Origin of the sequence: uncultured Tateyamaria sp., from assembly GCF_947488715.1 — a bacterium.
Lineage (GTDB): Bacteria > Pseudomonadota > Alphaproteobacteria > Rhodobacterales > Rhodobacteraceae > Tateyamaria.
This window is the reverse complement of record NZ_CANLAG010000007.1, coordinates 194693-207253: the sequence shown is the minus strand read 5'-3', so window position 1 is coordinate 207253 and position 12561 is coordinate 194693. Positions and strand designations below refer to the sequence as shown.

Here is a 12561-nt window from a genome sequence, read left to right as displayed (position 1 = left end):
CATGGCCGTCTCGGACGAAGAGATCGAACACGTCCTCGACCTCTTTGCCGGGCTTGGCCCCCTCACCACACGCAAGATGTTCGGCGGGTTGGCTATCTATCGTGATGGCACGATCTTTGCCCTGCTGATGTCCGACGGTCGCACCTTGATCAAAGGTCAGGGCGAGATGCAGGACAGGTTTGACGCTATGGGTCTCGAACGCTGGACCTATGCCCGTCCGGGCAAGTCGCCCACGGCCATGCCGTACTGGCACCTGCCGGACAGCGCGCTCGATGACGCCGATGAGGCGACAGAGCTTGCGCGCGCGGCCTTGGCGCATCTCTAGGCACCGTACGCGCCCGGCTCTCGCTGTTTGACGCGAGCATGCACCGCTATCCCTGAAACGAAAATGGCGCACCCGTTCCCACAGGTGCGCCACGTTTTGCGTCCATGCCGCAGCATGAACCATCATTTCAACGCTGATCAGCCGTTGATCCAGGACTGAACGGTGTCTTTGTTGTCCGCAATCCAGTCTTCGGCCACTTCACGCGGGTCGCGCTTGTTTTCGAACATCTCGACAATCCAGCCGTTGATCTCGTCGCCGGTGAACTGCACATTCGACAGCATCTTGGCGGCGGCGGGGTTGCGCTCTTCGAGGGACGCGGAATAGGCCACAAAGATCTCGTTCGACGCGATCACGCAGTTGAACTCGGACACTTCCAGCCAGTCTTCGGCATCCAGATCCACGTCTTCACAACCGTCGCTGCGCGCAGGCTCTTCCACGGCGGTCAGATCGTATTTCACGTGGATCGCCTCGGGTGTCCAATAGTAGAACAGCTGCGGCTTGCCGGACGTGTAAGCGGCCTCAAGGCCCGCTTTGAACGTGTCGGCGGAGACGATGTTCGGCTCCCACAGACCGTCGAGGCCATAGGACTTGAACTTGATCTGCCAGCGCTTGGTCGACGCCCATGTCACGTCACCGGCCCAGTATTCACCCTTGCCGTTGCCGTCCGTGTCGAACATCGCGGCGATCTCGGGGTTCTTCAGGTCCTCGATGGTTTTGACTTTGTCGGTCATGTACGAGGGCACATAGATGTTGGAGGTGCCGTTGTAGGGGCTGTTGGTCTTTACGGTCTGGTTGCCGTCGATGTACTCGTCCCACAGCGCCTGCTGGTTGGGCATCCACATGTCGGTGAACACGTCGATGGACCCGTCACCCTTGTCCATGCCCGCCATGATGACAGCCGCCTGGTTCATGCCCGACACGATTTCGGCGTCACCACCCATCTCTGTCTCGATGATCGTCGACAGCACGTGGCCGATGGCCTGTGCGCCGTTCCAGCTCAGATCGGAAAAGGTGACTTTCTCCTGGGCCGAGGCCCCGGCGGCGGCCAGCGCCAATACGCTTGTAAGCGCGGTTGTTTTCAACATGTTCATTTGGTGTCTCCCGTTTTTGTTGAACTTTGATGAGTGGTTTAAATACGGCTGAAAGAGTTGCGGATCCCCTTGAGAATGCGGTCGATCATCATCGCGACCAGCGCAATCGCCACGCCCGCCAGCAGACCCTTGCCCGCATTCGCGTCGCCCAGGGCCGAGGTCACAATGGCCCCCAAACCTTCGGCGCCAATAAAGGCCGAGATGGTCGCCATCGACAGCGCCAGCATGATCGTCTGGTTCAACCCCGCCATGATCGACGGGATCGACATCGGTAACTCGACCTTGCGCAGCAATTGCCGTTCCGACGCACCGAACGCCAGTGCGGCTTCCTTGGTGCTTTCCGGCACTTGCAAGATACCCAGCGCCGTCAGCTTGATCATCGGCGGCATCGCAAAGATGACCGTGGCCAGAACCGCAGGCGGCTGCGAGATGCCAAAGAACGCGACCGCAGGCACAAGGTAACTCAGCGACGGAATGGTCTGCATCACATCCAGGATCGGCTCGGTGATCCAGCGGAACCACTTGTTCTTGGCCATCCATATGCCAATCGGCAGCCCCACGAACACACAGACCGCCGTCGATACGACAACCAGGGCCATTGTCTGCATCGCGATCTGCCACAGCTCGAACAGGGCCAGGAACCCAAGCGACGCGCCCACAAACACCGTGGTACCCCGCCCCGCAAACGCCCAACTCAGCGCCAGGAACAGGAAGGCGACCACCGGCCACGGGGTCTGCATAAACGCAACCTCAACCCGGATCAGCGACTGCCGCAGCACATTCGTCATCGCATCGAAAAAGCCCGCGTATTGCGCCCGCAGCTTGTTGATCCCGATGTCGATGCTTTCGGCGGAATAGGTGAACACCGTCACTTTGCGGCCCTCAACCGGGTCCTTGACCTGCGCGATGACCTTTGTGGCCCCCTCTTCACCGGCGGCAATGGCCTCTTCGTCGGCCACCCGGCGATAGGTCACGTCCGCAGGCGGGTCGAGCCGCGCCAGCGTCGGGAAATCGTCGATAAAGGCACAATCAAACCGGTCCGCCGTGGTGATCGACTGGAAATCGTTGACCTGGTCCCGCTCCCGACCCAGATCGCGCACATCGCGGCGCAACTGGCTGCGCTCTGCATTCTGCGCATCTGTCCGGGCTTCGATGGCGTCAAGCGCATCAAACCGGGTCTGCATGTCCAGAATGTCGGCATCCATCGACGTCAACAGCGCGGTCACATCCCCCGCACCATAGGCCGGCATCAACTGACCAACCGCCTCACCGGCGCGCATCTGGTTGAAACAGGCGCGCTCGTCCAGACGCAGCTGTGTGGCCCGGTAGGTGGTCAGCGGCGCAATGATCGCCACCACAACCAGCCCGACAACCAAACGCTTGAAATTCACACCACTGGGCACCGCATGATCAATCCGCCAGCGGGAATATTGCGAGAAATACCAACGGTTTGCGCTGCTGCCCATCCACAGGCGACCCGCAACAAACAAAATGGTGGCGGCCCAACCGTAGTTGGTCACCCAGGTCGAATAGCGCGCAACCAGCGTGCTGTTTGCCGCCGCATCCAATTGGGCCTCGGCCAATAGGGGCGAGAATTTGATCACCTGCATCAGGCACACCAGCGCCAGCACATCAATCGCGAGCGAGATCCAGAACAACAGCCAGACACCCCGCGCCGCGGCCCACGCCCATGGCACAATCAGCGCCCAGATGTTCTGGTGCCACCGTGGCAGGCTGCCGCGCTGGACCTTTTCAAAGACCGACGCGTAATAGGGTTCCGCCTGCTCTACAAATGTCCCGATGGACACGTCGCGGTCTTCGATTTCGATTTGCTCCGCACCGCTCATGCCTCGGACCCTCCCTGCAAACCACGCAGCAGCGTGTCTTTTGTAACGATGCCGACAACCGCGCCATCTGCTTTGATCAGAACGGGTTTGTCAGACCCCGTGCTCAGCCCGACCAGCGTGTCCAGATCGTCCTCAGGGGCCGCCTCCGGGCAGCCCGAGGACAGATCAATGCCGCCGCTTTGGGCTGTGTAGGCGTCGACATCCGTCATGATCTTGGCCGCAGACACCAGCTTGAGCCGCGAGATGCCCGCGACAAAATCCGCCACGTAATCATCCACCGGCGCCGTCACGATGTCCTCTGCGGTGCCAATCTGCACAATCTCGCCGTCCTTCATGATGCCGATGCGGTCGCCCATGCGGATCGCTTCGTCGAGGTCGTGGGTGATAAAGACGGTGGTTTTCTTGAGGTTCTGGCTCAGCCCCAGGAATTCGTCCTGCAGGTTGCGCCGGATCAGCGGGTCGAGCGCCGAAAACGGCTCGTCCATCAGCAGGATCTCGGGGTCCGCCGCCAAGGCGCGCGCCAGGCCCACCCGTTGTTGCATCCCGCCCGAAAGCTCGGCAGGCAACCGGTCGCCATACCCATGCAGCGACACCGTCTCCAGCGCCGCATCGGCCTTTTGCGCCCGCGTGTACCCGTCAATGCCGCGCAGCTCCAACGCAAAGCCGATGTTGTCGCGCACCGACCGGTGCGGCAGCAGGGCCATGTTCTGAAACACCATCCCGATCTTGTCCGCGCGTGTGGCCCGCAATTCCTCGGTTTTCATCGCGCCGATATCTTCGCCCATGATCCGAATGGTGCCGGCGGTTGGTTCAATCAGCCGGTTGATGTGGCGCACAAGGGTGGATTTGCCCGACCCCGACAGCCCCATCAAACAAAAGATTTCGCCTTCCTCGACCTGAAACGACGCGTCCTTGACGCCGACAACAGCGCCGTAGCGTTCCAGAACTTCCGCCTTTCCGATGCCGTCCTTGCGGATGGCACTCATGGCTTCGGCCGATTTCTGGCCAAAGATCTTCCAGACGTTTTCGAGTTCTACAACACTCATGCACGCGCTCTTTCTCTTTTGGGGTCAAAGAACGGGACTGGCACGACTGTGGCGCTCAGCCGCTTCATCCGCCCGTCCAACAGACCAACTTCAACTTCTGTGTCGGGTGATGCAAATTCGATCGACAGTCGGGCCATTGCGATGACCTGCCCCAGCATCGGGGATTTCGTGGCGGATGTGACCTCACCGATCTGGCGCTCGTCCATATAGATCGGACAGCCCGTGACCGGCACATCGGTGGATTGGAACTGCAGGCCCACCAACGCGCGCCGTGGCGCTTGCGCATTGCGGCGCAGGGCCTCGTGTCCCACAAATTCGGTTTTTTTCAGATCAACGGCAAATCCCAGCCCCGCCTCAAAGGCGTCATGGCCCGGCGCGAACTCGGCACCGCTTGCCGCCAGCCCCGCCTCGATCCGTATGACGTCCAGCGCCGCAGAGCCCATGGGCTTGATGCCGAACTCGGCCCCCGCCTCCATCAGCGCGTCCCACAGCGGCAAGGCCGCATCGCGCGAACAAAAGAGCTCGTACCCCAACTCGCCGGTATAGCCACTGCGCGTCAGCATGAACGGCACGCCGTCCCGGTCATTGAGACGCCCCACCGTCGCCCCAAACCACTTGAGCTGATCAAGGTTCGGCACATGCGGCTGCGTGAACAGCACCTTGCGCAGGATGTCGCGCGACCGCGGCCCCTGCAGCGCAAGGTTCGGCAGCGCCCCCTGAAGGTCGTGAATGCGGACCTGGAAACCATGCTCTGCTGCCAGCTTGGTCAACCACGTGCCGCTTTCTTCGGCCCCGCAACACCAGCGGAACAAATGATCCGACAGGCGGAACAGGGTCCCGTCGTCGATCACCTCGCCGCTGACATCACACATCAGCGCATAGGTCCCCCGCCACACGGCCAGGCGCGCAATGTCGCGCGTCATCGCCAGTTGCAGCAGCCGCTCCGCATCCGGCCCGATGATGTCGAACTTGCGCAGCCCGCTCATGTCCTGCAACGTTGCCGCCTCGCGGCACGCCCAATACTCCCCATGCGTCCCATGGCTGGGAAAGGACACCGGCGCCCACAGATCGCGCGCAGGCGCAAACTGCTCTGTCAGCGGCGCCAAACGCGCGTGAAATGCGGATTTTTGAGAGATTTGCATCGGCGCATCTTCTTTCTTGCGGTACGCAACGGCCCGCGTGATCTTTGTCTCTGGCCGGTAGATGCGCACATGCACGTCCGTCGGATTCCACCCGTTGATCGGGTCAATGTCATCCGGGCACGCCGTCGAGACGCACACCAGATCATCCAGCGCCGTCATCGCGACATAGTCCCCCGGCCGCGACCACGATTCCGCAGTCTGAAGGTGATGGTGCGGATCCACCCAGGTGTTCCAGAAAAAGTTGATCGCCGGCCAACCCGCACGCGCAGCCACCCCATAAGGCCCCAGCGCGCGCGAGATATTGTCCGAACAGTTCACATGCCCCGGAAACCCGCGCTCTTCATAACCGCGCCCCGTGCAGGCCAGACCAAAGGTGTCGTGCCGCCCGCACGTGTCCTGCATGACCTGCAAGAGCGGCGCCATCGCCCCATCGTAAAACTTGTCAAACAGCCCAGGCCCCGGAAACGCGCGCCGTACCATCGATCGTGTTGTGGTCCCGTCGATCATCCATTCGGCACCCGCATCCAGCGACCTGGTGCGAAAGGCCTGAAAATCCGAACATTGCTGGCCCATCACATCGATGATCTGCAATGTCTCGCCCTTGCGCAGCTCATAGGCCTGCGCTGTGGCCCGGTCGACCGTGAACTCGTCGCGCACGTCCCCCAAAGGCTCTGGCAGGTGCACCGCCCCCGATGCGCGCTGAACGCTGACTTCGATCGCCCCGGCGGACCGGCCCTCGATCAGATCATCATCAGACACCGGCATCAAAACAACAACGTCACAGGTCACCGGCGCACGCATCACCAACGGCTCGGACAGCGCATCGACCACCACGGCGGCCAGCCCGTCCGCCCAAGGCGCGCCGTTGCTCTCCAGCCAACCGCGCAACGCCCCATGTTCGAAATCCGCCCCCGGCACTGAGGACACCGGCGGCAAGCCAAACTGCGCCTCGATCCGCGCACCGTCCGTCCCGAACACCGCAATGGCAATCGGGTCGGCAACCGCGCCCGTGCCCATCTGCACAATATCGCCCTCGGCAAGGGTCAGACGCAGACAACCGCGCGGCTGAAGAAAGTGCCGCGTCGGCGCATCGGTGTTCTGAAATCCGGCAAAATTCCGCCCCAGACCGTGATGACCCATGTTAGAAAAACTGCGAATGGTGGTGTGTTGTAGCACGGGGTCAAATGTCTCAGAATCGTCTGTGAAACTGGTTTCAAGGTTTGTGTAACCAGTTTCATAAGTCAACAATTACTGTATTGTGCCGGTCGGCCCAATCAAAATGGTAGGTGAATGCCTCAACTTCGACCAAAAACGAAAAGCAACATGCGCGACGTGGCCCGTCATGCGGGCGTGTCCGTGGCCACCGTGTCCCGCGTGCTGAACGGGACGGGTGTGGTGTCCGCCGACACCCGCAAACGTGTCGAGGCGTCGGTGGACACGCTCAACTTTGTGCCAAGCCCCTCGGCCCGCGCCATCAACAGCGGGCGCACGTTCATGGTCGGCGCACTGGTGCCGACGCTGGATCACGCGATCTTTGCCCGCTACCTGCACGCCCTCGAAGAGGAACTGGCCCTGTGCGGCCTGTCTCTTGTTGTGGCAACCACCGGCGGCAACCCAGAACTAGAGGCGAAACGCGCCCAAGATCTGATGAACCTCGGCATCGAGGGGCTGGTTGTATCAGGCATCACCCGCGACCCGGCTTTTGAACAAAATGTGCGCCGCCGGGCCCTGCCGGTGATTGCCACCTCCTATTTTTCGCCGGAGCACGACCTGCCCACCATTGGCTATGACAATGCCGAAATTGCCCTGATGGCACTGGATCATCTGGTGGATCTGGGCCACCGCAATATCGCGGTCATGCACGGCCCTGTGCGCTCCAACGACCGCACACAGGCCCGGATCGTCGCGCTACAGGCCCGTCTGCCCTCGGGCGCGCACATTCTCGAATGTCCCCTCCACTACGAAGCGGCGGCAGACCTCGCCAAACACGTCGTTCAAAATGAGCGCAGCGTGACCGCCCTGCTCTGCGCTTCGGACGTGCTGGCCCTGGGTGCGCTCTTTGGATTGCAATCCATCGACGTGTCGGTTCCCGACGACATCTCCTTGATCGGTATGGAAGATTTGCCCGCCTCGCGCACCACGTCCCCCGCCATCACAAGCGTGCGTTTGCCGCTCGACGATATGGGGCGTCACACGGCCAATGCGATGCGCGCCTGGATCGAACAGGGCACGCGGCCCGAGGCGCTTAAACTGCCTTCACAGTTGATCCTGCGCAGTTCAACCAGCCCTGTTTGATAGGAAGGGGTCTGATGGGTTCGGGTCTGATCCGACCCTCAATTCACCCACCATCTGCGCCACAAACGCACGCATAAACGCCACGCGTTCCGCCGCAATCGCCCGTGCCGGTTCGGTGTGCAGTGTCTCTGCGATCCGGTACAATTTGACCTCAAAGTGGTCCAGCGCATAGGCTCTGTCGTCCAGCGCCCGCGCGTCGGCCAACGGATCACCGCCATGCACGAGGCCCCGGCCCATCTGTCCCGATACGCCGAAACACCGCGCAATCCCGATCGCCCCCAGTGCCTCCAGACGGTCCGCGTCCTGCAAAATGCGCGCCTCCGCTGTCTCGCACGGCACGCCCGCGGAAAAGCTGTGGGCGGATATACAGTGATGCACCTGCTCTTGACCCGCGATCCCGCGCGCCTGCATCCACGCGACCGCATGATCGGCTGATAGGGATGCGGCCTGTGCCCTTTGTGGATCGTCTTTGGGCAGGTTGATAATATCGTGCAGATAGGCCGCGATCATCAGCACGTCGCGGTTGACGGGGTACGCCATCTGATCCGCAATCATGCCACATGTCGCCCAGACCCGCCGCACGTGCCAGATGTCATGCGCACCGTCCGTTTGTCCGGCCCAGACCCGATGCACTTCGGCTTCAAGGTCCGCCTGCAAGCTCATGTTTTGTCTTGCAAATGCACATATGTCGCGCGGAACCGCGCGCTCAGGTGATCACCGGCCAACATTTCTTCGTCGCCGCCCTTTGGGGCAACATTGGTGTCATAAGTCGGGTTAAAGAACATCGGTACCGAAATCCGCTCGGCCATGCCACCCACCACCCGGTGCGGCGTGGCCTTGACCGCCCCGTCCGTCCAGAACTCCAGCATCTCGCCAAAGTTGATGATAAAATCTCCCGGCGGCGCACTCAGCGGGATCCAGCCCCCGCCACGCTTGCGCACCTCCAACCCCGGCGACCCGTCCGTCGCCAGCAAGGTCAGACAGCCATAGTCGGTGTGCGTCGCAATCCCGAAATCCTTGGCCCCCGCCCAGTCGGGCCGCGCCGGATAATAGTTGCCCCGCAACAGCGCCATCGGCGTGTCAAACGCCCTGTCAAAATGCGCCGCATCCGCACCAATCGCCGTCGCAATCGCCCGCAGCAAACCTTTGCACACAGTGATGGCATCCGCGTAATAGTCTGAAATCACACGCCGAAATGCGGGATCATCCGGCCACTGGTTCGGCGCATAGAAAATCTTGGTCGCCAGGGCATGCCCCTCGGGCAACTGGTACCCAATGTCAAAGAACTGCTTGTAGTCGGGATTGGCATCCGGATCGACCTGCTCGGACCCTGCGGCCCCCCACCCCCGGTTCGACCCCGTGCGCGCCATATCCAGCGCCCGCTTGGCCGTCTCCGGCTGGCGAAAGAACGCGCGGTAGGTCTCGATCACCTCCTGCACCCGCGCCGCCGACAAATCCGTGTTGTGCACGGTGGCAAAGCCCACCCCAACCGCCGCCTCTCGCAGGGCCGCAAGGCTCTGCGCGTCGCCTTCGGCCAGTTTCTTCGCATCCAGTCGTGGGATCATCACCTGCCCTCTCCACTCGTTCGGCCACGCCCTAGCGCAGCCGCGCCCCCGATGCTAGGACCAACCCACATCGCACATCACCAAACGAGGGCACGCATGGGACGCAAACTGGCAGCAGGCAACTGGAAAATGAACGGCACTCCGGCCATGCTGGACGGCCTCAAAACCCTCTCGGCCCCGAACGGCACCCAGGTGCTGATCTGTCCGCCAGCCCCCCTGATCCACCGCGCGGCGCAAATCGCAGGCCCCGTCGCCATCGGCGGCCAGGACTGCCACACACAGGCCTCAGGCGCCCATACGGGCGACACCGCCGCCTCCATGCTCAAGGACGCAGGCGCCACATATGTCATCGTAGGTCACTCCGAGCGCCGCGCCGATCATGCCGAAACCAACGCCCAAATCCGCGCCAAGGCCGAAGCTGCCTATGCCGCAGGCCTCACCGCCATCATCTGCATCGGCGAAAGCGAAGCCGAACGCCTCGGTCCCGACTGCCTCGACATCATCGCGGCCCAGCTTGACGGCTCCACCCCCGACGGGGCCACCGCCGACAATACCGTCATCGCCTATGAACCGATCTGGGCCATCGGCACCGGCCGCGTGCCCACCCTCGATCAGATCATCGAAACCCACGACATGATCCGCGAAAAACTGACCAACCGCTTCGCAGCCCAAGGCACAACCATGTCCATCCTCTACGGCGGCTCCGTCAAACCCAGCAACGCCGCTGAAATCTTCACCGCACAGAACGTCGACGGCGCCCTCGTCGGCGGCGCATCCCTGAAACCCGACGATTTCCAACCCATCATCGACGCCCTCGCCGCCTCCTGATCTTCCTTTCGCGGCAAATACCTCGGGGGGATGGCGCGCATAGCGCCAAGGGGGGCAGCGCCCCCCTTTCACTTCAACAGCAGGGGGGCAGCGCCCCCCTGAACATCGTGTCGCGCGCAGCGCGTCATTTTCAAAAAACGCGCCGCGCAAACCTTACACCTACTGCACGATAATCTCCGGCCCCATCATCAAAGTCGGCAACCAGATCGAAATGGCCGGGATATAGGTCACCATGATCAGGAACACGAAGAGCACGGCCAGGAACGGCAGCGCTGCGCGCACCACCCGCATCATGGGCATCCCCGCCACCCCTGAGGTCACGAACAGGTTCAGACCCACAGGCGGCGTGATCATCCCGATCTCCATGTTCACCACCATGATGATGCCCAGATGGATCGGATCAATCCCCAGCTCGATGGCAATCGGGAACACCAGTGGTGCGACGATCACCAACAGGCCCGACGGCTCCATGAACTGACCACCGATCAACAGGATGATGTTGACGATGATCAGGAACACAACCGGCCCAAATCCCGCATCCAACATCGCACCCGCAATCTGCTGCGGGATCTGCTCATCGGTCAGAACATGCTTCAGGATCAACGCATTGGCAATGATGAACATCAGCGTCACGGTCAGCTTGCCCGCCTCAAAAAACGCGTTCTTCGTATCGCGGTGCACCAGCGCCAGCGGCATCCGGGCAAAATCCGTGGCAATCGCCACCGGGTTCAGGTCCAGACCGCGCAGCACACGTTCCGCCGCCGCCCCTGCCGCTGCAAGCGCAAAACCGATCAGAACGGATGTGGTCAGATCGAGACCGCCCGCCACCAGCCAGATCAGGATGCCCAGAGCCAGGCCACCCATCAGCGTGATACCGGTGAAATTCCCTGCGCGCGGCGCATCCTTGGAAAACGGTCCCATGTCCCGATAGATGAAACTGGCAATCAGGAACGAATAGACCGCCGCAACCGCCGCCGCCTCCGTGGGGGTAAAGATACCGCCATAGATGCCGCCCAGAATGATGATGATCAGGAACAGACCACCCGAGGCCGCAGCCGCCGAGGCACCTACTTCACCCCAGCCCAACCAGTCGCCCTTGGGCAGGTTCTTGATCTTGGCAATGGCATAGATGGTGATCATCAGCATCGTACCGGCCATCAGACCGGGGATCACACCCGCCAGAAACATCCGGCCCACGGACACATCCGTGGCCGAGGCATAGACGACCATCACGATGGACGGCGGGATCAGGATGCCCAAGGTACCCGCATTGGCGATGACACCCGCGGCAAAATCCTTGGAGTAGCCCACCTGCCGCATGCCCGCGATCACGATGGACCCGATGGCCACCACGGTCGCCGGGCTGGACCCCGACAGGGCCGCAAACATCATACAGGCGAACACACCCGCAATCGCCAGACCACCGGGGAAATGCCCCACAACGGCGATGGAGAACCGGATGATCCGCTTGGCCACGCCACCGGTCGACATGAACGTCGAGGCGAGGATGAAAAACGGAATCGCCAACAGTGTGTAGTGGCCCGCCATCGCCTGAAACAGCGTCTGTGCAATCGAGGCCAGCGAGGTATCACTCAGCACCAGCAGAAATATGATCGAGGACATGCCGAGGCTGACAGCAATCGGCACACCGATCAGCATCATCCCCACGACAAGGGCGAAAAGAATTGCAACTTCCATGGCTTAATCGCCTTCGTTCATGTGTTTGACGTCTTCGATCGCATCTTCGGCCTCATGGCTCACGATCAGACTTGTGGCGTGGCCTTTCCAGACCCGCACGGTGGCCTGGACAAAGCGGAACAGCAGCAGACCCATGCCAAAAGGCAGGATGAAATAGGGCATGAAGCGCGGGATTTTTTCGTACGCCTCGCCTTCGTTCATGATCGGCTCGATCCACTGCAGCCAGACGGGATGCGGGATGTCGACCGTCTCGTACCAGCCGCGATAGGATGACCGCTTCATCTCTTCGAACCCGGTCGGGAACCAGCGCCCGGTGGTCTGCGGCAGGTTCGCAAAGTTGGCCCAATAGTCCCAGGCGCCCTTGAAGACGAGAAACGCATAGCCGATGCAGATCGCACCCGCGACCAGCGCAATGATGCGGCGTGTGGCCGGGGAAAACAGGTTGATAACCGCGTCCACACCGAGGTTGGCAGTGACCTTGACCGCATAGCTGACCCCAAAGAGGACGAGCCAAGCAAACAGGAACGTCACCATCTCCAGCCCCCAGATCAGGCCGGTGTTGTAGCCATAGCGCAGCACGACATTGATGAATGTTATCAATGTCATAAGTGCCAGAAGGATGGCGATGGCCGTCTCTTCGATTTCGTTGACCCAACGGCCAAACCCGGTGCCCGGATCATAAGCGCCTGCCATGGTCCTGCCCTTTCCCCACAATGTTCAGAAA

General features: G+C 61.5%; 11 protein-coding genes. 3 read left to right on the top strand and 8 right to left on the bottom strand.

Features of this window, described 5'->3' with window-relative positions; all coding sequences use genetic code 11:
* Position 1 precedes the first annotated feature (1 nt).
* Entirely contained in the window at positions 2 to 325 is a 324-nt protein-coding gene (locus Q0936_RS16525; RefSeq protein WP_299298281.1) for a TfoX/Sxy family protein, read from the top strand.
* Between the two features lie 137 nt (positions 326 to 462).
* Here the strand turns inward: Q0936_RS16525 and Q0936_RS16520 are convergent, their stop codons facing one another.
* The 4 genes from Q0936_RS16520 to Q0936_RS16505 are packed head-to-tail and all read right to left on the bottom strand — an operon-like array spanning position 463 to position 6591.
* Positions 463 to 1416 carry a glycine betaine ABC transporter substrate-binding protein gene (locus Q0936_RS16520; RefSeq protein WP_299145192.1) on the bottom strand — a complete coding sequence of 318 codons (954 nt, stop codon included), beginning with the start codon at positions 1414 to 1416 and terminating at the stop codon, positions 463 to 465.
* A 38-nt stretch (positions 1417 to 1454) separates the two neighbouring features.
* Positions 1455 to 3263 (bottom strand): ABC transporter permease subunit, encoded by a 1809-nt coding sequence (locus Q0936_RS16515; protein WP_299145190.1) that lies wholly within the window; start codon positions 3261 to 3263, stop codon positions 1455 to 1457.
* Positions 3260 to 4309 carry a betaine/proline/choline family ABC transporter ATP-binding protein gene (locus tag Q0936_RS16510; protein ID WP_299298284.1) on the bottom strand — a complete coding sequence of 350 codons (1050 nt, stop codon included), beginning with the start codon at positions 4307 to 4309 and terminating at the stop codon, positions 3260 to 3262. Before Q0936_RS16510 ends, Q0936_RS16515 begins: the two co-directional genes overlap by 4 nt.
* Positions 4306 to 6591 (bottom strand): aminomethyltransferase family protein, encoded by a 2286-nt coding sequence (locus tag Q0936_RS16505; RefSeq protein ID WP_299298287.1) that lies wholly within the window; start codon positions 6589 to 6591, stop codon positions 4306 to 4308. Before Q0936_RS16505 ends, Q0936_RS16510 begins: the two co-directional genes overlap by 4 nt.
* Positions 6592 to 6774: 183 nt before the next feature.
* Here Q0936_RS16505 and Q0936_RS16500 point away from each other — a divergent pair, with 183 nt between their 5' ends.
* Entirely contained in the window at positions 6775 to 7746 is a 972-nt protein-coding gene (locus Q0936_RS16500; RefSeq protein ID WP_299298290.1) for a LacI family DNA-binding transcriptional regulator, read from the top strand.
* Here Q0936_RS16500 and Q0936_RS16495 read toward each other — a convergent pair.
* Together Q0936_RS16495 and Q0936_RS16490 are read right to left on the bottom strand one after the other, a co-directional pair.
* Positions 7729 to 8409, bottom strand: a complete 681-nt coding sequence (locus Q0936_RS16495; protein ID WP_299298293.1) for an HD domain-containing protein — start codon at positions 8407 to 8409, stop codon at positions 7729 to 7731. The genes Q0936_RS16500 and Q0936_RS16495 overlap by 18 nt on opposite strands.
* Positions 8406 to 9311, bottom strand: coding sequence for a 2-oxoglutarate and iron-dependent oxygenase domain-containing protein (locus Q0936_RS16490; RefSeq protein WP_299298296.1), 906 nt, complete (start codon positions 9309 to 9311; stop codon positions 8406 to 8408). The genes Q0936_RS16495 and Q0936_RS16490 overlap by 4 nt, the downstream gene beginning before the upstream one ends.
* A 96-nt stretch (positions 9312 to 9407) precedes the next feature.
* On the opposite strand from Q0936_RS16490, the gene tpiA reads away from it, so the two are divergent.
* A complete protein-coding gene (tpiA, locus tag Q0936_RS16485; RefSeq protein WP_299298299.1) occupies positions 9408 to 10139 on the top strand; it encodes a triose-phosphate isomerase in 732 nt (243 codons plus the stop codon).
* 159 nt (positions 10140 to 10298) lie between these two features.
* Here tpiA and Q0936_RS16480 read toward each other — a convergent pair whose 3' ends face one another.
* Together Q0936_RS16480 and Q0936_RS16475 are read right to left on the bottom strand one after the other, a co-directional pair.
* Positions 10299 to 11837: a TRAP transporter large permease gene (locus Q0936_RS16480; protein ID WP_299298302.1), complete on the bottom strand. Its 1539-nt coding sequence runs from the start codon at positions 11835 to 11837 to the stop codon at positions 10299 to 10301.
* Positions 11838 to 11840: 3 nt separating this feature from the next.
* Positions 11841 to 12530 carry a TRAP transporter small permease gene (locus Q0936_RS16475; RefSeq protein ID WP_299298306.1) on the bottom strand — a complete coding sequence of 230 codons (690 nt, stop codon included), beginning with the start codon at positions 12528 to 12530 and terminating at the stop codon, positions 11841 to 11843.
* Positions 12531 to 12561 lie beyond the last annotated feature (31 nt).

What these genes read in the sequence shown, in the direction of transcription:
- Q0936_RS16525 (WP_299298281.1), top strand. Translation starts at nt 2, where the DNA reads ATGGCCGTCTCGGACGAAGAGATCGAACACGTCCTCGACCTCTTTGCC.
- Q0936_RS16520 (WP_299145192.1), bottom strand. Translation starts at nt 1,416, where the DNA reads ATGAACATGTTGAAAACAACCGCGCTTACAAGCGTATTGGCGCTGGCC.
- Q0936_RS16515 (WP_299145190.1), bottom strand. Translation starts at nt 3,263, where the DNA reads ATGAGCGGTGCGGAGCAAATCGAAATCGAAGACCGCGACGTGTCCATC.
- Q0936_RS16510 (WP_299298284.1), bottom strand. Translation starts at nt 4,309, where the DNA reads ATGAGTGTTGTAGAACTCGAAAACGTCTGGAAGATCTTTGGCCAGAAA.
- Q0936_RS16505 (WP_299298287.1), bottom strand. Translation starts at nt 6,591, where the DNA reads ATGGGTCATCACGGTCTGGGGCGGAATTTTGCCGGATTTCAGAACACC.
- Q0936_RS16500 (WP_299298290.1), top strand. Translation starts at nt 6,775, where the DNA reads ATGCGCGACGTGGCCCGTCATGCGGGCGTGTCCGTGGCCACCGTGTCC.
- Q0936_RS16495 (WP_299298293.1), bottom strand. Translation starts at nt 8,409, where the DNA reads ATGAGCTTGCAGGCGGACCTTGAAGCCGAAGTGCATCGGGTCTGGGCC.
- Q0936_RS16490 (WP_299298296.1), bottom strand. Translation starts at nt 9,311, where the DNA reads ATGATCCCACGACTGGATGCGAAGAAACTGGCCGAAGGCGACGCGCAG.
- tpiA (WP_299298299.1), top strand. Translation starts at nt 9,408, where the DNA reads ATGGGACGCAAACTGGCAGCAGGCAACTGGAAAATGAACGGCACTCCG.
- Q0936_RS16480 (WP_299298302.1), bottom strand. Translation starts at nt 11,837, where the DNA reads ATGGAAGTTGCAATTCTTTTCGCCCTTGTCGTGGGGATGATGCTGATC.
- Q0936_RS16475 (WP_299298306.1), bottom strand. Translation starts at nt 12,530, where the DNA reads ATGGCAGGCGCTTATGATCCGGGCACCGGGTTTGGCCGTTGGGTCAAC.